The 23,446-nt window shown below is 40.3% G+C and carries 20 protein-coding genes; 13 read left to right on the forward strand and 7 right to left on the reverse strand.

The genetic code is table 11. The annotated features are described in order from the left end of the window. The first annotated feature begins 126 nt into the window (after positions 1-126). The 3 genes from H5157_RS13935 to H5157_RS13945 all read left to right on the forward strand — a co-directional run bounded on the left by H5157_RS13935 (position 127) and on the right by H5157_RS13945 (position 3,655). Entirely contained in the window at positions 127-912 is a 786-nt protein-coding gene (locus H5157_RS13935; protein ID WP_002962505.1) for a hypothetical protein, read from the forward strand. 100 nt (positions 913-1,012) lie between these two features. Further along, positions 1,013-2,395 carry an amidohydrolase gene (locus H5157_RS13940; protein WP_182724902.1) on the forward strand — a complete coding sequence of 461 codons (1,383 nt, stop codon included), beginning with the start codon at positions 1,013-1,015 and terminating at the stop codon, positions 2,393-2,395. 12 nt (positions 2,396-2,407) lie between these two features. Beyond that, positions 2,408-3,655: an amidohydrolase family protein gene (locus H5157_RS13945; protein WP_182724903.1), complete on the forward strand. Its 1,248-nt coding sequence runs from the start codon at positions 2,408-2,410 to the stop codon at positions 3,653-3,655. 291 nt (positions 3,656-3,946) lie between these two features. Here the strand turns inward: H5157_RS13945 and H5157_RS13950 are convergent, their stop codons facing one another. Together H5157_RS13950 and cspD are read right to left on the reverse strand one after the other, a co-directional pair. After that, a complete protein-coding gene (locus tag H5157_RS13950; protein ID WP_182724904.1) occupies positions 3,947-6,169 on the reverse strand; it encodes an NADP-dependent isocitrate dehydrogenase in 2,223 nt (740 codons plus the stop codon). 511 nt (positions 6,170-6,680) lie between these two features. Further along, positions 6,681-6,899: a cold shock domain-containing protein CspD gene (cspD, locus tag H5157_RS13955; RefSeq protein ID WP_002962500.1), complete on the reverse strand. Its 219-nt coding sequence runs from the start codon at positions 6,897-6,899 to the stop codon at positions 6,681-6,683. A 208-nt stretch (positions 6,900-7,107) separates the two neighbouring features. Here cspD and clpS point away from each other — a divergent pair, with 208 nt between their 5' ends. After that, positions 7,108-7,416: an ATP-dependent Clp protease adapter ClpS gene (gene clpS / locus H5157_RS13960; protein ID WP_002962498.1), complete on the forward strand. Its 309-nt coding sequence runs from the start codon at positions 7,108-7,110 to the stop codon at positions 7,414-7,416. Between the two features lie 93 nt (positions 7,417-7,509). Next, entirely contained in the window at positions 7,510-9,771 is a 2,262-nt protein-coding gene (gene clpA / locus H5157_RS13965) for an ATP-dependent Clp protease ATP-binding subunit ClpA (protein ID WP_182724905.1), read from the forward strand. Between the two features lie 214 nt (positions 9,772-9,985). Here the strand turns inward: clpA and infA are convergent, their stop codons facing one another. From infA to trxB, 4 genes are all read right to left on the reverse strand, one after another. Beyond that, a complete protein-coding gene (gene infA, locus H5157_RS13970; RefSeq protein ID WP_002962494.1) occupies positions 9,986-10,204 on the reverse strand; it encodes a translation initiation factor IF-1 in 219 nt (72 codons plus the stop codon). 90 nt (positions 10,205-10,294) lie between these two features. Continuing rightward, on the reverse strand, positions 10,295-10,999 hold the full coding sequence (locus H5157_RS13975) for an arginyltransferase (RefSeq protein ID WP_039489600.1): 705 nt from the start codon (positions 10,997-10,999) through the stop codon (positions 10,295-10,297). After that, the gene (gene aat, locus H5157_RS13980) at positions 10,992-11,708 is read right to left on the reverse strand and encodes a leucyl/phenylalanyl-tRNA--protein transferase (protein ID WP_024595507.1); all 717 of its coding nucleotides are present in this window, start codon (positions 11,706-11,708) and stop codon (positions 10,992-10,994) included. Before aat ends, H5157_RS13975 begins: the two co-directional genes overlap by 8 nt. Positions 11,709-11,805: 97 nt before the next feature. After that, entirely contained in the window at positions 11,806-12,756 is a 951-nt protein-coding gene (gene trxB, locus H5157_RS13985) for a thioredoxin-disulfide reductase (RefSeq protein WP_024595506.1), read from the reverse strand. A gap of 287 nt (positions 12,757-13,043) precedes the next feature. Between trxB and pssA the strand changes: the two genes are divergently transcribed. Further along, positions 13,044-14,369: a CDP-diacylglycerol--serine O-phosphatidyltransferase gene (pssA, locus tag H5157_RS13990; protein ID WP_182724906.1), complete on the forward strand. Its 1,326-nt coding sequence runs from the start codon at positions 13,044-13,046 to the stop codon at positions 14,367-14,369. A gap of 119 nt (positions 14,370-14,488) precedes the next feature. Here pssA and ald read toward each other — a convergent pair whose 3' ends face one another. Beyond that, positions 14,489-15,610, reverse strand: a complete 1,122-nt coding sequence (gene ald / locus H5157_RS13995; protein ID WP_002962982.1) for an alanine dehydrogenase — start codon at positions 15,608-15,610, stop codon at positions 14,489-14,491. Positions 15,611-15,752: 142 nt separating this feature from the next. On the opposite strand from ald, the gene lrp reads away from it, so the two are divergent. The 7 genes from lrp (at position 15,753) to H5157_RS14030 (ending at position 23,233) form a co-directional block, all read left to right on the forward strand. Further along, positions 15,753-16,232, forward strand: coding sequence for a leucine-responsive transcriptional regulator Lrp (gene lrp, locus H5157_RS14000; protein ID WP_007582985.1), 480 nt, complete (start codon positions 15,753-15,755; stop codon positions 16,230-16,232). 173 nt (positions 16,233-16,405) lie between these two features. Continuing rightward, the gene (locus tag H5157_RS14005; protein ID WP_024595504.1) at positions 16,406-18,904 is read left to right on the forward strand and encodes a DNA translocase FtsK; all 2,499 of its coding nucleotides are present in this window, start codon (positions 16,406-16,408) and stop codon (positions 18,902-18,904) included. Next, the gene (lolA, locus tag H5157_RS14010; protein WP_138489158.1) at positions 18,901-19,527 is read left to right on the forward strand and encodes an outer membrane lipoprotein chaperone LolA; all 627 of its coding nucleotides are present in this window, start codon (positions 18,901-18,903) and stop codon (positions 19,525-19,527) included. The genes H5157_RS14005 and lolA overlap by 4 nt, the downstream gene beginning before the upstream one ends. Next, positions 19,520-20,863: a replication-associated recombination protein A gene (locus H5157_RS14015; RefSeq protein ID WP_182716405.1), complete on the forward strand. Its 1,344-nt coding sequence runs from the start codon at positions 19,520-19,522 to the stop codon at positions 20,861-20,863. The genes lolA and H5157_RS14015 overlap by 8 nt, the downstream gene beginning before the upstream one ends. Then, positions 20,856-21,236 carry a fluoride efflux transporter CrcB gene (gene crcB / locus H5157_RS14020; RefSeq protein WP_021032117.1) on the forward strand — a complete coding sequence of 127 codons (381 nt, stop codon included), beginning with the start codon at positions 20,856-20,858 and terminating at the stop codon, positions 21,234-21,236. The genes H5157_RS14015 and crcB overlap by 8 nt, the downstream gene beginning before the upstream one ends. A 9-nt stretch (positions 21,237-21,245) precedes the next feature. After that, a complete protein-coding gene (gene serS, locus H5157_RS14025; RefSeq protein WP_002962971.1) occupies positions 21,246-22,550 on the forward strand; it encodes a serine--tRNA ligase in 1,305 nt (434 codons plus the stop codon). 359 nt (positions 22,551-22,909) lie between these two features. After that, positions 22,910-23,233 (forward strand): low molecular weight protein tyrosine phosphatase family protein, encoded by a 324-nt coding sequence (locus tag H5157_RS14030; protein WP_182716406.1) that lies wholly within the window; start codon positions 22,910-22,912, stop codon positions 23,231-23,233. The last annotated feature ends 213 nt before the right edge of the window (positions 23,234-23,446 follow it).

Consider the following 23,446-nt stretch of genomic DNA (forward strand, 5'->3'; position numbering starts at 1 on the left):
TGCCTGTTATTGCACTACTTTTTAGCGAAATAATAGAGCACTAATTTGATGCAATTGGTATAACTTATTTTTTCAGGCTGTTATTATCGCCCCCATAATTTAGTCGTGTTTTTTTTAGGAGCAACGGTGAGCAAAACGTTAGCCAGTTATTATCAGCAAGCATACGCGTGCGATCAGCAACATTTTAATCAGTGTTTTTATTGTGGCTGTGAAGCGACAGAGCGCGATCATTGTCCGCCACTTCATATGCTACAAAGTATTGTTGATTTAGGTGAAGAGGCTGACTTTATCTCAATCCCTGCGTGTTATGAGTGCCACGCACTTTTACATAACGAAAGACTGATGACGATTGATGAGCGCTTTACCAAGCTTAAAAAAAAGCTCTCAAATAAATATGCTAAACCACTGCGCGTTTATAACATGTGGGAAGAAAGCGAACTTGGCGACATGAGCGACGAGTTTGCCCATAGTATTCAAGCGGGTATGAAATTAGGCAAAGAAGCCGCTGAGCGTTTAGCCTTTACGGGTTTTAGCTATGCCACAGAAGATGCCAAAGTAGCAGTGCGCGAAAAAACAAAAGAGTTTGATGTAGAAGGCATGATATTTACCGACTTTAAAGAGGCGTTAAATTACTGCATTAACGATTTAAATGTTCAAAAAAGCGACTTTTATAAAATTTTGGTTGAAGACTACCAAGGCGATTTTAATAAAGCATTGAGCCAGTATCGTCATCGTCATGACAAAGTAACTGCGGCTAAAGATGGTAATACACTTATTAAAGATTTTTCTAAGCTACATAAGCAAAACTCTGATTTTGTAACGCGTACGGTTAAGCACTTTATTAGTAAAGATCCTTCGCTTACCACCGAAGGTGCGCTTGAAAAGCTATATAACAATTATATAAAGAAATAATTACAGAAATTCATCTTAATTAACTGCGTTTTCACCTGTTTTTTTGGCTTTATTCCTTAGCTTTCGCTAAAGTAGCAAAAAAACAGGAGATCCAAACAACATGCAAAAATTTGCACCTTCTTTATTAGCGGTTGGCTTAGCTGCTGCACTTGTAGGCTGCCAAGAAAACGGCCCACAAGACGATAAAATAACAATTAACAAAAATCCTTACCCAAGTACTTATCAGCCACTTTCTACATCAAGCACTCTCATTACAAATGCAACAGTACTGACAGGTACTGGTGAGCGTTTAGATGAGGCTGATGTATTACTTGTTGATGGTAAAGTACAACAAGTCGGTAAAGACTTAACAGCCACTGCTGATATTACAATTGATGCACAAGGAAAATGGGTAACACCGGGTATTATTGATGTACATTCACATTTAGGCGCATACCCAAGTCCGTCGGTCGAGTCGCATCAAGATGGTAACGAAATGACCAGCCCTAACACTGCAGAAGTGTGGGTTGAGCATTCTGTTTGGCCACAAGATCCAGGCTTTAATCGTGCACGCGAAGGCGGCATTACTTCTCTACAAATTTTACCAGGCTCAGCTAACTTATTTGGTGGACGCGGCGTTACGCTTAAAAACGTACCAGCGCACACTATGCAAGGGATGAAATTTCCAGAGGCGCCGTATGGTTTAAAAATGGCGTGTGGTGAAAACCCTAAACGTGTTTATGGTCGTCAAGGTGTATTGCCTTCAACCCGTATGGGTAATATGGCTGGTTACCGTATGGCATGGGCTGAAGCCGTTGAGTACAAACGTGCATGGGATAAATACGATGCCGATTATGAAGCTGGTTTAAACCCAGAAGCGCCAGTACGTGATATTAAACACGATACGCTTCGCGGTGTGCTTGAAGGCGAAGTACGTATTCATAATCATTGTTATAAAGCTGAAGAAATGGCAATGATGATTGACCTGTCAAAAGAATTTGGTTACCACGCAGGTACTTTTCATCACGGTGTAGAAGCATATAAAATTGCTGACTTACTTGCGCAAAATGGTTCGTGTGCTGCACTTTGGCCAGACTGGTGGGGCTTTAAAATGGAAGCCTACGACATGGTTCAAGAAAACGTAGCTATTGTTGATGCGGTTAAAAACTCGTGTGCAGTTGTTCACTCAGATTCAGATACTACTATTCAGCGTTTAAACCAAGAAGCGGGCAAGGTGATGTACCGAGCTAACGAAAATGGTTTTGATATTTCTGAGCAACACGCTATTAAATGGATCACGTCTAACGCTGCTAAATCGCTAGGTATTGATGACAAAACAGGTTCACTAGAAGCGGGTAAGCAGGGCGATGTTGTTATTTGGAATCAAAGCCCATTTAGTGTCTATGCTAAAGCTGAACAAGTGTTTGTTGATGGTGCAAAGGTTTACGATAGAAACGACAGCGCGTACCAAGCAACAAGTGATTTTATGTTAGGTCAACAATAAGGAGCACCCAGAATGAAAAATTTATCACGTTCGTTTTCGCTTTCTCTGGTTGCTGCAGGATTATTAGCATCTGGTGCTGTAAGCGCACAATCGCTAGCAATTATTAATGCAACATTGCATACGTCTTCTGATCAAGGTGTATTAGAAGCGGCAAGCATTGTAATGACAGATGGTAAAATCACAGCGATTAATCCAACTGAAATTAAAGTAGATCAAATTATTGATGCAAAGGGGCAAATTGTAACCCCTGGCTTTATAGCAAGTATTAATCAACTTGGTTTAGTTGAAGTAAGTGCAGTTGCAGGCTCTCGCGATGCAGGTGAGGAAAAAGCTGGTATTGATTTTGATGTAAGCTTTGCTTACAACGCACATTCAAGCTTAATTCCTTACGCTCGTAAAGGCGGCGTAACACGCGATGTAATTACTCCTCATGGCGGCGATAGCATTTTTTCAGGCCTTGCGAGTGTTGTTGATTTAAGTGGTAGTTTTGACAGCGACATGCAAAAACAAGCGGCTTTAATTGTTTACTTAGGTGAGCGTAGTAAAGGCTCACGTGCTTTTACTTTGCAAACACTGATTAATAAGCTTGATGAGCACAAAACTAAAGCCGGTAAAAAAGCGAAAAAAGATGACGACAAGCCAAGTACTGAAGATAAAGTAATGGCTAAAGTACTCAGTGGTGAAATGCCATTAGTGGTTGGCGTTTCGCGTGCGGCGGATATTATTGAGCTAATTAAAGTAAAAGAGCAATTTGGCATTAATTTAGTACTTAACGGCGCACAAGACGCTGTTGTAGTGAAAGAGCGCGTTGCTAAAGCAAATATTCCAGTGATTATTAGTGCAATGGATAGTTTACCAGGAAGCTTTGATTCGCTTCATGCAAGTTTAGATAATGCAAGTGTGCTTGAAAAAGCAGGCGTTAAAGTATTATTAACGGTAGGTGGTGATGCAAGTCACAATATTTATCAGCTGCGTTTTGATGCTGGTAATGCTGTGTCGTATGGTATGAGCCAAGAAGGTGCGTTAAAAGCGCTTACATCAAACGTTGCTGATGTATTTGGCATTAATGCGGGTAGCCTTGAAGTAGGCAAAGCTGCTGATGTAGTAATATGGAGTAATGACCCGTTTGAGTTAAGCAGCCATGTGAGCAAAATGTTTATTAATGGCGTTGAGGTTTCTACACAATCTCGTCAAGATAAACTGCGTGACCGTTATACGACAGATTCAAAAATGCCACGTGCTTATACCAACCCGCAATAATACTTAATCAATTTGAGGGATTAAATCTGACGGTAACTGCGTTAAAAATTTCTGATATAGAGCAACTAAATAACGAAATTTTTGCCTTGTTATCGACAAGATTTTCTTGCCTCAAAGTTGATCACTTAATTAAGCGAATTGGTATGATACTAAATAATTAAATAATTAAATAAATAAATTTAATTATTCAAAGGCCGCTATTTTATAAATAGCGGCCTTTTTTTGTAAAGTTTAGAAATAAAAAAGCCGCTTACTTTTACAAGTAAGCGGCTTTTAAATTTAAACCGATATTTATACTAATTTAGCAAGAATATCGTTAAATGTAGTGCTTGGACGCATTGCTTTAAAGGCTGCATCATCGTTAGGCTGGAAGTAACCGCCTAAATCAACTGCAGGGCCTTGCGCATCGTTAAGCTCACTTACGATTTGTTCTTTATTAGACTCAAGGTCACTAGCGATTTGAGTAAACTGTGCTTTAAGTTCACTGTCATCATTTTGCTTAGCAAGTTCTTGTGCCCAGAATAAAGATAGGAAGAAATGAGAACCACGGTTATCAATTTCTTTCACTTTACGTGAAGGCGATTTGTTTTCAGCAAGGAACGTACCTGTTGCTTTATCTAGGGTATCAGCAAGTACTTGTGCCTTGTTGTTACCAGCAGTTACGCTTAAGTGCTCAAGTGATGCAGCAAGTGCTAAAAATTCACCTAAAGAATCCCAACGTAAGTGGTTTTCTTTTTCGAACTGTTGAACGTGCTTAGGTGCAGAACCACCCGCGCCAGTTTCAAATAAGCCACCACCGTTCATAAGTGGAACAATTGAAAGCATTTTAGCACTCGTACCCAACTCTAAAATTGGGAATAAATCTGTTAGGTAATCACGTAGTACGTTACCTGTAACAGAAATCGTGTCTTTACCTTCTTTAATACGCGCTAGTGAGAACAATGTTGCTTCAAGCGGTGCTAAAATTTGAATATCTAGGCCAGCTGTATCGTGATCTGGTAGGTATTTATTTACTTTTTTGATTAGCTGCGCATCATGTGCACGGTTTTCGTCTAACCAGAAAATAGCTGGAACGCCTGTTGCGCGTGCACGATTTACTGCAAGCTTAACCCAATCTTGAATTGGTGCGTCTTTAACCTGACACATACGCCAGATATCGCCTTGCTCAACACTGTGCTCAAGTAATGTATTACCATTTGCATCAACAACACGGATAGAACCGTCCGCTTTTGCTTCAAATGTTTTGTCGTGTGAACCGTATTCTTCAGCTTTTTGAGCCATAAGGCCAACGTTTGGAACGCTCCCCATTGTTGTTGGATCAAACGCGCCATTTTCTTTACAAAAATCGATAGTTGCTTGGTAAACACTTGAGTAACAACGATCAGGAATTACAAAGCTAGTGTCTTGTAATTTTCCATCGTTATTCCACATTTGACCGCTTGAACGGATTGCTGCAGGCATAGATGCATCGATGATCACGTCACTAGGTACGTGTAAGTTTGTAATACCACGGTCAGAATCAACCATAGCAATAGCAGGGCGGTTAGCGTAAACAGCTTGAATATCTGCTTCAATTTCTTCGCGCTTAGCATCGTCTAATGTTTGGATTTTAGAATATACGTCGCCTAAACCATTATTTACATCAACACCTAGCTCTTCAAAAAGCTCACCGTGTTTAGCAAATACATCTTTGTAGAATACTTTAACAGCGTGACCGAAGATGATTGGATCAGATACTTTCATCATTGTCGCTTTCATGTGAAGCGAGAACAAAACACCTTTTTCTTTAGCAGCGTCAATTTCTGCAGCTAAGAAAGCTTGAAGCTTAGAAGCGCTAATGCTTGATGCATCAATAACTTCGCCAGCTAAAAGAGGTGTGCTTTGTTTAAGAACAGTAACGTCACCGTTAGTTGCAACATGTTCAATACGCACATCAGTGGCTGTATCAACAGTTACTGATTTTTCTGAACCGAAGAAATCGCCTTCGCTCATACTTGCAACGTAAGACTGAGAATCTTTGCTCCACGCACCCATTGAATGTGGGTTGTTACGTGCATATTCTTTTACAGAGCCTGGCGCGCGACGATCTGAGTTACCTTCACGTAGTACAGGGTTTACTGCACTACCTTTAATTTTGTCGTAAGCCGCTTGAATTGCTTTTTCTTCATCATTTTTAGGTTCAACAGGGTATTCTGGAAGAGCGTAACCTTTTGCTTGAAGCTCTCTAATTACAGCGCGAAGCTGTGGTACAGATGCACTAATGTTTGGTAATTTGATGATGTTTGCTTCTGGTGTTTTAGCAAGCTCGCCAAGTTCAGCAAGTGCATCACCAATGCGTTGTTCTTCTGTTAAATAATCAGGGAAGCTAGCAATTACACGACCTGCTAATGAAATGTCGCGAGTTTCAACTTCAACACCGGCCGCATTTGTATATGCTTGGATGATCGGTAGCAACGAATAAGTTGCTAGTGCCGGAGCTTCGTCCGTTTTTGTATAGATAATTTTTGATGTCATCATCATTCCTAGATAGTCGACCGATAAGGTCTTATTCAACAATGCAAAGAAAATCATTACTTATGAGTGAGTACATATTATTAAACAAGTTAATGAACACGTACGCTCGTAATGAATAGTTTGTTAGGTGTTGGTACTCAGCGTTGCTCTTTTATAAAAGCAGAATAGTCACACCTGACGAACTGGAATCGTATTTATAGCTAAAAAATTAACAAAAATAAATCAGCCTTTAGCCTAGTACATATAAAAGAGGCGATAAGGTGTTATGCGCAATTTTTAGCACCAAGAGTGTAACAAGCTTAAATAAAAAGGGCTAGAGTTTGAGCATGCCCAATAAGCAGTTAAACAATCAACTCTTAGAACATTGGGGTATATAAAATAAATTCAAGGAAAAGGGTTGTATTTGAATGAAAAGAGGCAATAAATAAGGGAAGAAGAGATAAGTTAGTATGCTTAAGGAATTAAGCGAGGATCTTAAAAGGTCGCTCGCTTTAGTCGAACAAAACAATCGTCACTCAATAATGTCACCATCTGGGGCAATATTTTTAGCGTGTAGGCCTTTAGGCCCTTGTTCTAATTCGAATGTTACATCTTGACCAGCTTTAAGCGTTTTATAGCCGTCCATTACAATTGTTGAGTAATGAGCGAAGATATCATTCTCGCAGCCGTCTTCTACGATGAAACCAAAACCTTTGGCGTTGTTGAACCATTTAACTTTACCACAAGCCATACTTCTACATCCTTCAATAAGTTGACTAATTTAGTTATTCTAAACCGTATAATTTGCTAGACTGACTAAGGTTTAATCAATCTATGTTTGACTGTAGTTTATTTAGCCAACCAGTCAAGTGTTTTGAGTTATTTTTTAACATTTTATTTATTTTTTATTCAAGTTTGCTTGAGTTACAAAGACAAGACTATATTTAATTATGAGTGGTATGAAAGATTCAGGTGTTATCGACACAGTTCGCGACAGTGAAAAGCAAAAGCTACAGCCGCCGCGAAAATATAAAGTTGTTTTAAATAACGACGACTACACGCCGATGGACTTCGTAATTGAAGTTTTAACGACGTTTTTTAATATGGATAGCGATAGAGCAACCGATGTGATGCTTCAGGTTCATGAAAAAGGTAAGGGTATTTGCGGTGTTTACAGCGCCGATGTTGCCCACACCAAAGTTGAACAAGTTAACCGTTACTCACGGGATAACGAGCATCCACTGCTTTGTAGTTGTGAGCAGGAATAATACCAATTTAATACAATTGGTATAAATACCAATTAGGGTGATCAAACATCCGATTGTTGTGGTATAAATTATTATCTCAGTAAGGGGTTGCCAATGCTAAACAAAGACTTAGAACTCACTTTAAATGCCGCGTTTCGTGAAGCGCGCACTCGCCGTCATGAGTTTATGACCGTAGAGCACCTTTTACTTGCGCTATTAGATAATCCTTCTGCAGGAGAAGCCTTAAACGCGTGTGGTGTTAATCTTTCAGGCTTAAAAACCGAATTATTAGAATTTATTGACGAAACAACACCTGTCATCCCAGATTTAGAAGAAGAGCGTGAAACTCAGCCAACGCTTGGTTTTCAGCGTGTATTACAACGTGCTGTGTTTCATGTGCAATCGTCAGGAAAAAACGAAGTGACGGGTGTCAATGTACTGGTTGCTATTTTTTCAGAGCAAGAGAGCCAAGCTGTTTATTTACTTAAAAAGCATGATGTATCGCGCTTAGATATTGTTAACTTTATTTCGCACGGCATTTCAAAAGCTGATGATGAACTAGGCGACGACAGCGATGATATACATGAAGAAGTGCAAGAAGTTCAAAACGAAGAAGCAAGTAAGCTAGACAGCTTTACAACTAACTTAAACGATCAGGCTCGTGAAGGTAATATTGACCCACTGATTGGGCGCGACAGCGAAGTAGAGCGCACTGTACAAGTATTGTGTCGTCGTAAAAAGAATAACCCATTACTTGTTGGTGAAGCGGGCGTTGGTAAAACAGCCATTGCTGAAGGTTTAGCGTACCGTATTGTGAACGAGCAAGTACCAGAAGTAATTGCAGATGCAGTTGTGTACTCACTAGATATGGGGGCATTGCTTGCAGGTACTAAATACCGTGGCGATTTTGAAAAGCGCTTTAAAAGCTTATTAAAAGAGCTTCAGGCACAACCTGGGTCTATTTTATTTATTGATGAAATACATACCATAATAGGTGCTGGCGCAGCGTCTGGTGGCGTTATGGATGCTTCAAACTTACTCAAACCACTTCTTTCAAGCGGTAAGTTACGTTGTATGGGTTCAACCACTTACAATGAGTATAAAAATATTTTTGAGAAAGACCGTGCATTAGTACGCCGTTTTCAAAAAATTGATGTACTTGAACCAAGTGTTGCCGATACCACTAAAATTTTAAATGGATTAAAAGAGCGTTACGAAGAGCACCATGGTATTCGCTACACTCAAAAAGCATTAAAAGCAGCTGCTGAACTTAGTGCTAAATACATTAATGAGCGCCACTTGCCAGATAAAGCAATTGATGTAATTGATGAAGCGGGCGCTAACCAACGTTTACAACCTAGTTCTAAACGTAAAAAAACCATTGGTGTGGCTGATATAGAGCTAATAATATCGAAGATGGCACGTATTCCACCACAAAATGTGTCTTCAACAGATAAAGAGACGCTTAAAAATCTAGACCGTAATCTAAAAATGCTTGTGTTTGGACAAGATCAATCTATTGATGCACTTACATCGGCTATTCGTTTATCTCGCTCAGGTTTATCAAGCGAAGAAAAACCAGTGGGTTCGTTCTTGTTTGCAGGTCCAACAGGTGTTGGTAAAACAGAAGTAACCAAGCAACTTGCTAAATGTATGGGTGTTGAGTTTATTCGTTTTGATATGTCTGAGTATGTAGAGCGCCACGCAATCAGCCGACTAATTGGTGCTCCACCAGGATATGTTGGTTTTGAGCAAGGCGGGTTATTAACCGAGGCGGTTATTAAAAACCCTCATGCGGTTGTACTTTTAGATGAGATTGAAAAAGCGCATCCAGATATTTACAATATTTTACTACAAGTTATGGATCACGGTACGTTAACCGATAATAACGGTCGTAAAGCTGATTTTAGAAATGTAGTGGTTGTAATGACTACCAATGCGGGCGTACAAGAAACTACGCGTAAGTCGATTGGTTTTACAGAGCAGGATCACACGCATGATGCAATGGGCGAAATTAATAAAGTTTTCTCGCCAGAATTTAGAAACCGTTTAGATAACATTATTTGGTTTAATCACCTAGAACGTGAAGTTATTTTATTGGTGGTTGATAAATTTATTGTGGAACTGCAAGCTCAGCTTGATAAAAAATCGGTTAATCTTGAGCTTACGCCTAAAGCGCGTGAATGGCTCGCAGATAAAGGTTATGACAAGGCTATGGGTGCACGACCAATGGCACGTGTTATTCAAGAAGAGCTTAAAAAGCAATTAGCTAATGAAATACTGTTTGGTGAACTTGTTGATGGTGGTACAGTTAAAGTATCGGTTAAAGACAAGAAGATTCGCTTTGATTATGAGAGCAATTTAACGCCAGCGTAAAACGTTAATTACACTACTAAGTTAAATAAAAATGGCCCGCTAAATAATAGCGGGCCATTTTTTTGCCATTTTTATAGGCAACAAAAAACCCAGTAAAAACTGGGTTTTTTGTTTATTAAATGTAATTGCTAGTCAATGTCTATCAATTACATTTAATAAACGCTTAAAGCTAGTAAAGCACTAGCCAAAAACTAAATCTCGTTTACGCACTTACTTAGCGAGCACGGAATACGATACGACCCTTTGATAAATCGTAAGGAGTCATTTCTACCGTTACTTTATCGCCGGTTAAAATACGGATATAGTTTTTGCGCATTTTGCCTGAAATGTGAGCCACAACTACGTGACCATTTTCTAGCTCAACTCGGAACATTGTATTTGGTAAAGTATCAAGGACTGTCCCTTGCATTTCGATTACGTCTTCTTTCGCCATGTTTAGCGTAACACCTCTTTAATAGTTAAACGCTGCAGATTTTGCCCAAAATACTCCAATAAGTAAAGGCGCAGGGGCTATATTTGCAAATTAAATAGCCACCCACTCATCATTGAGCTGTTTTTGAGCTGGTAAAAACTGAGTTTTGTACTTCATTTTATCGCATTCATCAATTTGATAGCCTAAGTACACGTATTGCTTATTTTGCTCTTTTGCAAATTTAAGCTGCTCTAATATCATCACAGAGCCTAAACTATAGTGTTCAAAGTCGGGGTCAAAAAAAGTATAAATTGCAGAAATAGAGCTGTTCATACAATCAGTTACGGCAACTGCGACTAAAGTATCTTGGTGCCATAGTTCAATAAATGTGATTTTGAGCCAACTGCAAAGTAAAAAGCTTTGAAACTGTTCTTTTTCAGGAGGATACATACTTCCATCCTGATGGCGCATCGTTATGTACTTGCTATAAAGCGGATAATACTCAGGGCGTTCTTGCGTCGAGTATTTCACTTCAAACTGGTTTTTTGCTTTGTTTAGTTTACGTTTTTGCGATTTTGAAGGGATAAAGTCTTGTGCTAATACACGTACAGAATTACATGCACTGCATATTGGGCAGTGTGGACGATATATTTGGTTACCACTGCGACGAAAACCTAAGCCTAATAATGACTCAAATTTGTCTGTACTGTAGCAACTAGGATCTAGAATAACTAAAAGTTGCTCTTGTCTGTTGGGTAAATAACTACAGTCAAATTCTTGGGTTAAACCAACACGTGCAGGAAGTTGCTCATTCATAGATTGCGTCAAGTTCTTGTGGCTCCCACATAATAGGATTAATAATATAGTTATGTGCAGCTTTTAGTTTAGTCAAAAATGTTGAGCGGGGGATTACTTGTGCACCTAAGGTCATTAAATAAGGGTTTTCTAACTGGCAATCAATAAAATGCGCATTATGACGTTTAAGCCAATTTACCAGTGCCCACATAGCAAGCTTGGAGCAATTGGTTTGATGATGAAACATCGACTCACCACAAAAAACACCATTTTGCATAATACCGTATAAGCCACCTGCAAGCTCTCCGTTGCTCCACACTTCTAAGCTATGGGCAATACCAGCATTGTGTGCATTAACATAAGCGTTGAGCATGTCAGAGGTGATCCAAGTGCCATCGGTATCAAGGCGTTGATCGCGACAAGCTTCTATTACCTCCTCAAAGGCATTATTAATGGTTACTTTTACAGGGTGCTTTTTTAAATGTTTACGCAGGCTCTTACTTATATGAAAATCATCCAGTTCAAAAATCCCGCGTTCGCTCGGCGACCACCACATAATAGGCTCATCTTCGCTAAACCAAGGGAATATTCCGCTTTTGTAGGCATTACTTAGGCGAGGTAAACTTAAATCTCCGCCAATTGCTAACAAGCCATCAGGGGATTCTAATGCGTATTCCGGATTGGGGAATGCTATATCGGTTTCACTTAATTGGTATAGCTGATTTCTCATACAGTACTTATTTTATAATTGATCGTAAAAGTGTAACTATATTTTAGACATAAAAAAAGGGCTGAATAATCAGCCCTATTATAATTTATTTAATTGCTTATAAATTATCTAAAAAACGTTCTGCATCAAGGGCAGCCATACAGCCTGTACCCGCTGATGTGATTGCTTGACGGTAAATGTGGTCAGACACATCACCTGCAGCAAAAACGCCCTCTACACTTGTTTGAGTTGCGTTACCATTCAATCCAGACTCTACAACTAAGTAGCCGTCTTTCATTTCTAGTTGACCAACAAACATATCTGTATTTGGCTTATGACCAATAGCAATAAATACACCGGCTAAATCTAGCTCTTCTGTTGCATCAGACTGTGCATCTTTAATACGAATGCCAGTTACGCCCATTTGGTCGCCTAATACTTCGTCAAGCGTACGGTTGTAATGTAAAACAACGTTACCGTTAGCTGCTTTTTCAGCAAGGCGGTCTGCAAGTATTTTTTCACTACGGAAACTATCACGGCGGTGAATAACATGTACTTCGTCAGCAATGTTAGATAAGTATAGCGCTTCTTCAACCGCTGTATTACCACCACCAACAACCGCTACTTTCTGACCTTTATAGAAAAAGCCATCACATGTAGCACAGGCTGAAACGCCACGGCCTTGGAAATTAGTTTCAGACTCTAAGCCTAAGTATTTAGCAGAAGCACCTGTTGCAATGATTAACGCATCACATGTGTAAGTACCTTGGTCGCCAGTTAGTGTGAAAGGGCGCTTAGATACATCTACTTTATTGATGTGATCGAATATGATTTCAGTTTCAAAGCGCTCAGCGTGCTCTTTCATACGATCCATTAATGCAGGGCCCGTTAAGCCGTGTGCATCACCAGGCCAGTTTTCAACTTCAGTTGTGGTTGTTAATTGACCACCTTGTTGAATGCCTGTAATTAAAACAGGGTTTAAATTTGCACGTGCGGCATATACTGCTGCAGTATAACCAGCTGGGCCAGAGCCTAAAATTAGTAGCTTACAATGTTTTGCTTCAGTCATTATTTTTTCCTAAACGTTTAATACGGTCTTTAATGCGCTCGATTCTAAGAAAATCAAGGCGGATGTAAACAAAATCCGCGATTATTTTTTTTCGCAAATCGAAAAGCTGTGCAGTATTGTGTACTAGAGCTCAGTACTTTTACAGTTAAAACACCTAAGTAGCTCAATAAATAGACTAACAGGCAACAAAACAGCGTTAATTCATGACCCCTTTGATTTTTTTTGTTATGTTTTACTTAATTTTATTTGTCACTGATAGATTATGTGACCTAAGCGAATAGGCAACTATGTTATTTTGGCAGGAAAAACCCGCATTCGGGTTGACTTCAAAAGACGTTAACGTCTTAACCAATGCGCAAGATTACCGAACGCAATTGCTACGTTTGATAGCTAATGCAAAAAAACGAATTTATATCACAGCGCTTTATTTACAGGATGACGAAGCAGGCCGCGAGATTTTAGAAGCCCTGCATCGAGTATCATTAGAGAACCCTGCGCTTGATGTAAAAGTGCTGGTGGATTTTCATCGTGCGCAACGTGGTTTAATTGGTGCAGAGAAGTCTGATGGTAACGCAAGTTTATACTGTGACGATTTAGAAAAGTTTAAATCGAACGTACAAGTTTATGGCGTACCTGTAAAAGCTAAAGAATTATTTGGCGTATTACATTTAAAGGGTTTTGTCATTGACGATACCTTACTTTACAGTGGCGCAAGCTTAAACAATGTGTATTTGCAGTATAACGAGCGTTACAGACTCGATCGTTACTTTTTAATAACGCAGAGCGAGCTGTGTGACTCAGTGGTTGATTTTATTGAGACAAAGCTAATTAGCTCCGATGCTGTGCCACGCATAGACACACGACCGCTTAAGCGTTTACACGACTTCAAACTTGATCAAAAGCAATTAATGCGTGATTTAAAAGTCGCAAGTTATAACGCAGCAGAGCAACTAAATACGCAAGCATTAGGTATTCGTTTGTTTTTAGGGCTTGGTCGTCGTAATAACGAGTTAAATCGTTTAATAAAAGCGTTATTTGATACCACAGAGCAAGAGCTTGTGTTGTATACGCCATACTTTAATTTTCCGGCGCCACTTATGCGATCACTGCGCCGATTATTAAAGCAAGGCAAGCAAGTTACGATTGTGGTAGGGGATAAAACAGCCAATGACTTTTATTTACCGCCAAGCGAGCCGTTTAGTAAAATAGGGGCGTTGCCTTATTTATACGAAACTATTTTGCATAAGTTTGTAAAAACGCAAAAACGCCACATCGATAACGGTAATTTAAATGTGTATCTGTGGAAAGATGAAAGTAATTCGTTTCATTTAAAAGGTATTTGTTCAGATAGAGCAAAACATTTACTGAGCGGGCATAACTTAAATCCGCGTGCATGGGGTCTTGATATCGAAAACGGTATTTTAATAGAAGATCCAGAGCAAACAATTATGGATGCTATTGATAACGAAAAGCAGGAAATTTTACAACACTGCCGCCGTTTAACAGGCCCAGATGATTTAGAAACAATGGATGATTACCCGCAGCCAGTTAAAAAACTACTTGGCCAAGCTAAGCGCGTAAAAGTAGATTTTATAATTAAGCGTTTTATCTAAATAAGTTTATATAAATCTGAAATTTAAATACAAAAAAAGCAGCTAATTAGCTGCTTTTTTTATGGGTTGTAGTTAGGTTGCTACATTACTTAATACCAACTTAACTACGAAACGCTAAATTATGCGTTTTCTACCGCTGTGCGTGGGTCAACATATTCCATGTTGAACGCTTCTGCTACTTCTTTGTAAGTTACTTGGCCTTTAATTACGTTTAAGCCTTTTAAGAAGTGAGCGTCATCTAGTAGCGCCTTTTTATAACCTTTGTTTGCAAGGTTAATGATGAAAGGCAATGTTGCATTGTTAAGTGCAAACGTAGATGTGCGTGGAACAGCACCTGGCATGTTAGCAACACAGTAGTGAACAACTTCATCAACAATGAAAGTTGGATCAGCATGCGTAGTTGCTTTAGAAGTAGCAATACAGCCACCTTGGTCGATTGCAACGTCAACAATTGCAGAACCAGGTTTCATTGCTTTAATGTGCTCAGCAGTTACTAGTTTAGGTGCGGCTGCACCAGGGATTAGTACACCTCCGATTACTAAATCAGCTTCTAGTACGTGTTTTTCTAGTGCATCAGCAGTTGAGTAAATAGCTTTAACTTTATTACCAAATTGCGCGTCTAGTGCACGTAATACGTCGATGTTACGATCAAGCACTACAACTTCAGCACCAAGGCCAACAGCCATTTGAGCTGCGCTACGACCAACCATGCCGCCGCCAATAACAACAACTTTAGCAGCTTCAACGCCTGGTACGCCGCCTAGTAGCATGCCACGACCGTGGTTAGATTTTTCTAGCGCTTGTGCACCAGCTTGAATAGACATACGACCAGCAACTTCGCTCATAGGAGCAAGAAGCGGTAAACCACCGCGTGAGTCAGTTACAGTTTCGTATGCAATACAAATAGCTTTGCTTTTTACAAGGTCTTCAGTTTGTGGAAGATCAGGTGCAAGGTGTAAGTAAGTGAAAAGAATTTGGTCTTCACGTAGCATTGCACGTTCAACAGCTTGCGGCTCTTTTACTTTTACAATCATGTCTGCTTTAGCAAAAACATCAGCAGCAGTTGCTAAAATTTCAGCACCCGCTTGTGTGTAATCTTCGTTAGTAAAACCAATGCCCATGCCTGCATCAGTTTCTACAATCACTTGGTGACCGTGGTTTACTAATTCACGAACACTTGCAGGAACCATACCTACACGGTATTCATGGTTTTTAATTTCTTTAGGAACACCAATAATCATATCATTTGCCTTATTAAGAACGGATTAACATTTTCCACTATTATATTCATCATAAGCCCGTGTGTCTCACCTTTTTTAAACTCAAATCTAGTGTTATCATCTAGATAATAAAAATAAACAGCATAAAAAACTAGTTGGTACTATGCATCAATTATTAGATAGAATTGACCGTAAAATTTTAATGGAATTACAACACGATGGACGTTTGTCGAACGTAGAACTGGCCAGACGAGTTGGCCTAAGCGCCACACCCTGCTTGGAGCGAGTAAAAAAGCTAGAACGGGAAGGTTATATACTTGGCTATAAAGCGGTGGTCGATCCCGCTAAGCTTGGGCAAGGTTTATCGGTGTATGTAGAAGTAACGATTACTAAAACATCTCCCGACGTATTTGATGAGTTTAGTGCTGCGGTTAAAAAGCACGAAGAAATTATCGAATGTCATTTAGTATCGGGTAATTTCGATTTTTTACTTAAAACGCGCGTAAATGATATGTCAGAATACCGTGGCGTATTAGGCGACATACTATTGAAACTGCCAAACGTAAGTGAAAGCCGAACTTATGTAGTAATGGAAGAAGTAAAAGGTGAAGAAGGCGTAATTATTCGTCCTTATATTACTTGAGGTTATTTATATTAACTGCGTCATTTGCTTATATAAGCTCAAATTATAAAAACTTGTTCATAATCAGGCCATCAAGGTTAAGATAAAGTGCAACAAATTGCATTTCCTGCTAAGGTATTTCACTGCTAAGTAAGTGTGAATAAAAATAGAATAATAAAGAGGAATAGGGAACTATGCGCCTAAACGGTGTGCAAAGACTATTAGAAACAGGGCTGATTATCAGTACCTTTACGGCAATATTTATTTTATGTGCCTTGATCAGCTTTGATCCAGCAGATGCTGCATGGTCGCAAACTAGTTTTAGCGAAGTAAGCAACATCACAGGCGCAGCCGGTGCATGGATAGCCGACATTTTATTACTCACCTTTGGTTGGTTGGCTTACTTAGTGCCAGCGGCCATTCAGCTATTTGGCTACTTGCTATTTAAACAACCTCACCGCATTTTACAGCTTGATTACACTACCTTAGCGCTGCGAGTTATTGGTTTTGCTTTATTTATTACCTCAGCTACCGCTATTAGTAGTATTAATTTCGACGATATTTATAACTTTTCATCGGGTGGGGTAGTGGGCGATGTTATTGCATCAGCCATGATGCCTGCGTTTAACTTTACCGGTACATCTATATTATTGCTGTGTTTCTTTTTTGCAGGGCTTACCTTATTGACGGGAGTATCGTGGGTTGATTTTGTAGATTACCTTGGCGATTTAATGGTTAGGCTTTATCGCTATGTTGTATCGTATGCAAAAGGCTGGATGCACCGAGAACACACTGCAGGTAAAGTAAATAATAACGATGAAGCAGACGCCCATTTTGAAGACGATATAAAAGAGCAAATAGAGCTGCCTACATCAGCTAAAAAAGCAGATAAACAAAAAGCAATAGATAAGCCTCAAACACCATTTAGTGAACCACAAATTAGTGATGACTTTATGCCGTTTGATGAACTTGACGATATACTCGATCAAGAAATTGGCTTTAGCGCAATAGATGACGAACCAATGGACACGGCTGCTGCATTAAATGCGCTTGATCAAAGCCCAGTTGTGGAGCCTGAAAAACCAGTTACAACGGTGGTATCGCCAGCAAGACCAATGCCTAAACCAAAAGCGCAATATCAACCACCACCAACGGCAAAAGAAAAGTTTGAGCAATTATTAACGCAAGAGCCACCACCGGGGCCATTACCATCGCTCGATTTACTCGACAGACCGGATAAAGCTAAAAACCCAATTTCGCAAGAAGAGCTTGATAGCGTATCGCGCCTAGTAGAGACAAAACTTCTCGACTTTAACGTACAAGCAACCGTAGTAGCGGTATACCCAGGCCCCGTTGTTACGCGTTTTGAGCTAGATTTAGCGCCAGGTATTAAAGTGTCTAAAATTACAGGCTTAGCTAAAGATTTAGCCCGTTCGCTTTCGGCAATTAGTGTACGTGTTGTAGAAGTTATCCCAGGTAAAACCTATGTTGGTATTGAGCTTCCAAATAAACACCGTGAAATAGTTCGTTTATCAGAAGTAATAAACGCCCCTAAATTTGAGCAAAATCCGTCGCCTCTTACCATGGTGCTTGGTAAAGACATTGCTGGTCAGCCGGTATGTGCTGACTTAGGTAAAATGCCACATTTATTGGTAGCCGGTACAACTGGTTCAGGTAAATCAGTGGGCGTTAATGTCATGATAGTAAGCTTGCTTTACAAATCGGGTCCTGACGATGTACGTATGATCATGATTGACCCTAAAATGCTTGAGCTTTCAGTATACGAAGGCATTCCGCATTTATTGTGTGAAGTAGTTACCGATATGAAAGAAGCTGCTAACGCACTGCGTTGGTGTGTAGGCGAAATGGAACGTCGTTATAAATTAATGTCAGCATTGGGTGTGCGTAACTTAAAAGGTTACAACCAAAAAGTGCTTGAAGCCAATGAAGCGGGTTACCCAATTCTTGATCCATTATTTAAAGACACCGATGGCATGAAAGAAGGCCCCGACGAGCTAGGTAAATTACCAAGTATTGTTGTAGTAATAGACGAATTTGCCGACATGATGATGATTGTAGGTAAAAAAGTAGAAGAACTTATTGCACGTATTGCTCAAAAAGCACGTGCGGCAGGGATTCACTTAGTGCTTGCTACGCAGCGCCCGTCAGTTGATGTAATTACCGGCTTAATTAAAGCTAATATTCCAACACGTATGGCGTTTCAGGTATCGAGCAAAATAGATTCACGGACAATACTTGACCAACAAGGCGCAGAAAACTTACTAGGCATGGGCGACATGCTTTATTTACCGCCAGGCACTAGCGTACCAGAGCGTGTGCATGGCGCGTTTGTAGACGACCACGAAGTACACGCCGTAGTAAACGATTGGAAAGCACGTGCTAAACCAAATTACATTGACGAAATACTCAATGGCGATGCCACTGAAGATATTTTATTACCGGGTGAAGCTAGCGAAAATGCAGATGAAGAATCTGATCCGTTATACGACGAAGCTGTGTCGTTTGTAATTGAAACCGGCAAAGTATCGGTATCGTCAGTGCAACGTAAATTACGTGTTGGCTATAACCGCGCAGCACGTTTAGTAGAACAAATGGAAACATCGGGTATCGTGAGTTCACCAGGTCATAACGGTGCTCGCGATGTATTAGTACCTAATGGAGCAAATTCATGAAAAAAGTTAACGCCTTATTATTAGTGTTAGGCAGCGTACTTGCCGCACCAAGCTTTGCTGACGACAGCCAAGCATTACAAGACAGACTTGCCACTTTAAAAAGCTTTAAAGCGCAGTTTGCACAACAAGTAACAGACAAAGAAGGCCAAGCAGTTATGCAAGGCGAGGGCACAATAGCGCTTCAACAGCCTATGATGATTCGCTGGCAGCAAACTAATCCAGACGATACGTTATTTGTATCAAACGGTGATAAAACATATTACTTCGACAGCTTTGCTGAGCAAGTAACAATTATGAAAACCAGCAGCCTAATCGACTCAACACCATTTGTGCTACTGACATCAAAAGACCCAGCACAGTGGGAAAAATACAGCGTACTTGCAACAAGTACAGGCTTTAGCGTAACGCCAAATAAAGGCGTAGAAAGCCAAGTAGAACAACTTGATATAGCATTTGCGGGTAACGAGCAAGGGCTTGCTAAACTAGTGGTTACCGACAACTCAGGGCAGCTATCGTCATTTACGTTTAACAATGCCCAAGTTAATACGCCGCTTGATCAAAGCACTTTTGAATTTACGCCTCCTGAAGGTGTTGAAATAGACGATCAGAGTAACGGTGAGTAATTTAGGTTTTAATTTTGGGCCCGATGTACGCCCACTTGCTGCGCGTATGCGCCCTACAACGCTTGATGAATACATTGGTCAGCAGCACTTATTAAGTGCTGATAAACCACTGCATCAAGCCATTGTCGCGGGGCGATGCCATAGTTTAATTTTATGGGGTCCGCCTGGTGTTGGTAAAACAACACTTGCGCAAATAATTGCCAACCATGCTGATGCCTCACTTATTCAAATGTCGGCGGTAACTGCAGGCGTAAAAGATATACGCGACAGCGTAACGCAAGCGCGGGACAACCTAGAAAGCCGTGGCCAACGCACCCTTATGTTTGTTGACGAAGTTCATCGCTTTAATAAATCCCAACAAGATGCCTTTTTACCGCACATAGAAGACGGCACCTTTATATTTGTAGGTGCAACCACAGAAAACCCATCGTTTGCCCTTAACAACGCTATATTGTCGCGTGCACGCGTGTATGTTTTAAAATCGCTTGCCGATACCGACTTATACACCGTAATAGAGCGCGCACTTAAACAAGACGAGCAGCTAAGCCAAAAACACATCACTATTGCCGACAACGCTAAAAAGGCACTGTGCCAAGCAAGTGGCGGCGATGCGCGTAAAGTACTTAATTTACTTGAACAAGCAGTTGACTTAACAACCGAGAAAAACGGTCAATACAACGTAGATGAGCACGTACTTAGCCAAGTGCTACCCACGCATTTAGCTAAATATGATAAAGGCGGCGATGAGTTTTACGATTTAATATCGGCCTTTCATAAATCAGTACGAGGTAGCTCCCCCGACGGTGCACTGTATTGGTATTGCCGAATTTTAGCCGGTGGTGGCGACCCTTTGTATGTAGCAAGGCGTTTACTTGCCATAGCTACAGAAGACATTGGTAACGCCGATCCGCGTGCGATGGAAGTGGCTTTAAACGCGTGGGATATATTTCAACGTGTTGGCCCAAGCGAGGGCGAGCGTGCAATAGCACAAGCCACACTGTATTTAGCCAGCGCACCTAAAAGTAATGCAGTTTATATGGCGTTTAATCAAGCAAAAGCAGATGCCAAAAACGAGCCAAGTTACCCAGTACCAGAGCATTTACGTAATGCCCCAACTAACTTAATGAAAGACTTAGGGTATGGCGCTGAGTATCGTTATGCGCACAATGAAGAAGGCGCATTTGCCGCAGGTGAAAAATACTTACCACCAGAAATGGACGGCAAAGAATATTACTTACCGAGCGAGCGCGGACTTGAGCAAAAAATTAGACAAAAACTCGATTACCTAAAAGAGCGCGATGCGCAAAGCCCACTTAAACGGTACGAAAATGATTAAACTTTATATGATGATCGCCCTTGGCGGAGCCTCAGGTGCGTGTTTACGGTTTTTTATTAGCGAAAGCATGCTAAAACTCCTCGGTAGGGGATTCCCTTTTGGCACGTTGACGGTTAATATTCTGGGTTCATTGTTAATGGGCATTTTGTACGGTTTGATAGATAAAGAAATTATCACCGCAAGCCCCGCCAAAACCCTTATCGGTATTGGCTTTTTAGGTGCATTAACCACCTTTTCAACATTCTCAATGGACTCGTTGTTGTTATTACAACAAGGTCACTTTATTAAAATGGCCCTCAATATCATCTTAAACGTGATGGTGTGTATTTTTATGGCTTGGCTGGGCCTTCAGCTAGTAATGCAAAAAGGTTAAAAAACTAACATGTTAGATTCTAAATTTTTACGTCAAGACATCGAACAAACTGCAGCACGTTTAGCGGCGCGCGGTTACGAACTCGATGTAGCGACGGTAACGGCACTTGAAGAAAAACGCAAAACATTACAAGTAAAAACGCAAGAACTTCAAAGTCAACGTAATGCAAGCGCAAAAGCAATTGGTCAAGCCAAAGCTAAAGGCGAAGACGCACAGCCACTACTTGATGCAGTAGCTAACTTAGGCAGTGAGCTAGATGCCGCTAAAACAGAGCAAGATGAAGTATTAGCCGCAATTAACGACATTGCTTTAGCAATTCCAAACTTGCCAGACGAGTCAGTACCAGCCGGTAAAGACGAAGACGACAACGTTGAAATTTTAACGTGGGGCACGCCTAAAAAATTCGATTTTGAAGTTAAAGATCACGTTGATGTAGGCCAAGACCTAAACGGTTTAGACTTTGAAATGGGCGTTAAAATTAGTGGCGCACGCTTTACTGTAATGCGCGGCCAAGTAGCGCGTATGCACCGTGCACTAACGCAATTTATGCTAGATACACACGCTGATAAAAACGGCTACACAGAAATGTATGTACCGTACCTAGTAAATAGCGCAAGCCTTTATGGCACCAGCCAATTACCTAAATTTGCAGGCGATTTATTCCACACATTAGGCCTTGTAAACGATGACGGCGAACAACAAGCCGGCTTTAGCTTAATTCCTACAGCTGAAGTACCACTTACAAACAGCGCCCGTGACGAAATTTACGACGAAAGCGATTTACCAATTCGCTTAGTTGCCCACACTCCGTGTTTCAGAAGTGAAGCAGGCAGTTATGGTCGCGATACGCGTGGCTTAATTCGTCAACACCAGTTTGATAAAGTTGAACTTGTACAACTTGTAAAACCAGAAGACTCAATGGCAACGCTTGAAGAGTTAACAGGTCACGCAGAGCAAATACTACAAGCATTAGAACTTCCGTACCGTAAAGTAATTTTATGTATGGGCGACATGGGCTTTGGCTCAGCTAAAACATACGATTTAGAAGTATGGTTACCTGCGCAAGATACATACCGCGAAATTTCATCATGTTCAAACATGGCTGACTTTCAGGCGCGTAGAATGCAAGCACGTTTTCGTCGTGAAGGTGTTAAAAAGCCAGAGTTACTACATACACTAAATGGTTCAGGCTTAGCCGTTGGCCGTACACTAGTAGCCATACTAGAAAACTACCAACAAGCCGATGGCACAGTAGTAGTACCAGAAGTATTACGCCCATACATGGGTGGACTTGAAGTGATTGGTAAACAATAAAAATCAAGTTTAAGTTAAGCAAGCTTTAAGCTTGTAAATCTTAAGACGAAAGCCGCTGTTTGCAATGAACAGCGGCTTTTTTTAGGTTAAAGGCAAAAGCTTAGAGAAAAATTTAAGTTATCTTATTAATAATATCGCTTACACCTATTTTATGGCTCATTACTTTTTTGTCCGATATTACTGATCTCTACCATTTTGGGCTATTTCTACATCAAGGAAACTTAAATATCGGCTAACTAGTTGTTTACAAGTCCTTATTAGCTGGTTAAATTAGAATCTTTGTAATATTTGGACATTTGTCGGTTTATAAAGCGACAAATGTCGGATACAAAGTTGTTATATGCCAAGAAAGGAATCGTGTGAATCTACTATTTGTTTGCTCTGAAAATAGATTAAGAAGCCCAACGGGTGAAGAGGTATTCTCTCAATATGATGGGATTAACTCTATTGGTTGTGGCACTAACTCAGACGCTGAAACACCTCTTAGCGGTGATCTAGTTGAATGGGCGGATATTATCTTCGTAATGGAAAAGTCACATCGCAATAAAACCTCAAAAAAGTTTAAAGATTTACTTAAAGGTAAAAAACTGGTGTGCTTAGATATTCCCGATAACTACGATAGAATGCAACCTGAGCTAGTAAAAATACTAAAAAACAGAGTGTTAAAGCATATTCGTATATAGGCATATAACAAGTCATTTCAGCAGGACAAAAAACAGTTGGTTTTTGCTCGTGCCTCGCTTATTTTAACCAACTATTTTATTGCCTCTGAATGAGGCGTTGGTATGACTCCCACTGTCAAGTTAAGCACACTGATCCTTGCTTCACTTTTTAAGCCATAATTACTTCAGCTCGAATTAGAGCGAGTTAATACATAGGATGAAGCAAGTAATTTC

Origin of the sequence: Pseudoalteromonas sp. SG43-3, assembly GCF_014164385.1 — a bacterium.
GTDB lineage: Bacteria > Pseudomonadota > Gammaproteobacteria > Enterobacterales > Alteromonadaceae > Pseudoalteromonas > Pseudoalteromonas distincta.

Excerpts from the sequence above, each read along its gene's own strand:
- ald (WP_002962982.1), bottom strand. The coding sequence starts at position 15,610 with ATGATTATTGGTGTTCCTAAAGAAATTAAAAACCATGAATACCGTGTA.
- H5157_RS13945 (WP_182724903.1), top strand. The coding sequence starts at position 2,408 with ATGAAAAATTTATCACGTTCGTTTTCGCTTTCTCTGGTTGCTGCAGGA.
- cspD (WP_002962500.1), bottom strand. The coding sequence starts at position 6,899 with ATGGCTTGTGGTAAAGTTAAATGGTTCAACAACGCCAAAGGTTTTGGT.
- pssA (WP_182724906.1), top strand. The coding sequence starts at position 13,044 with ATGTTATTTTGGCAGGAAAAACCCGCATTCGGGTTGACTTCAAAAGAC.
- H5157_RS14005 (WP_024595504.1), top strand. The coding sequence starts at position 16,406 with ATGCGCCTAAACGGTGTGCAAAGACTATTAGAAACAGGGCTGATTATC.
- clpA (WP_182724905.1), top strand. The coding sequence starts at position 7,510 with ATGCTAAACAAAGACTTAGAACTCACTTTAAATGCCGCGTTTCGTGAA.
- clpS (WP_002962498.1), top strand. The coding sequence starts at position 7,108 with ATGAAAGATTCAGGTGTTATCGACACAGTTCGCGACAGTGAAAAGCAA.
- H5157_RS13975 (WP_039489600.1), bottom strand. The coding sequence starts at position 10,999 with ATGAATGAGCAACTTCCTGCACGTGTTGGTTTAACCCAAGAATTTGAC.
- infA (WP_002962494.1), bottom strand. The coding sequence starts at position 10,204 with ATGGCGAAAGAAGACGTAATCGAAATGCAAGGGACAGTCCTTGATACT.
- trxB (WP_024595506.1), bottom strand. The coding sequence starts at position 12,756 with ATGACTGAAGCAAAACATTGTAAGCTACTAATTTTAGGCTCTGGCCCA.
- H5157_RS13950 (WP_182724904.1), bottom strand. The coding sequence starts at position 6,169 with ATGACATCAAAAATTATCTATACAAAAACGGACGAAGCTCCGGCACTA.
- serS (WP_002962971.1), top strand. The coding sequence starts at position 21,246 with ATGTTAGATTCTAAATTTTTACGTCAAGACATCGAACAAACTGCAGCA.
- lrp (WP_007582985.1), top strand. The coding sequence starts at position 15,753 with ATGCATCAATTATTAGATAGAATTGACCGTAAAATTTTAATGGAATTA.
- H5157_RS13940 (WP_182724902.1), top strand. The coding sequence starts at position 1,013 with ATGCAAAAATTTGCACCTTCTTTATTAGCGGTTGGCTTAGCTGCTGCA.
- lolA (WP_138489158.1), top strand. The coding sequence starts at position 18,901 with ATGAAAAAAGTTAACGCCTTATTATTAGTGTTAGGCAGCGTACTTGCC.
- aat (WP_024595507.1), bottom strand. The coding sequence starts at position 11,708 with ATGAGAAATCAGCTATACCAATTAAGTGAAACCGATATAGCATTCCCC.
- crcB (WP_021032117.1), top strand. The coding sequence starts at position 20,856 with ATGATTAAACTTTATATGATGATCGCCCTTGGCGGAGCCTCAGGTGCG.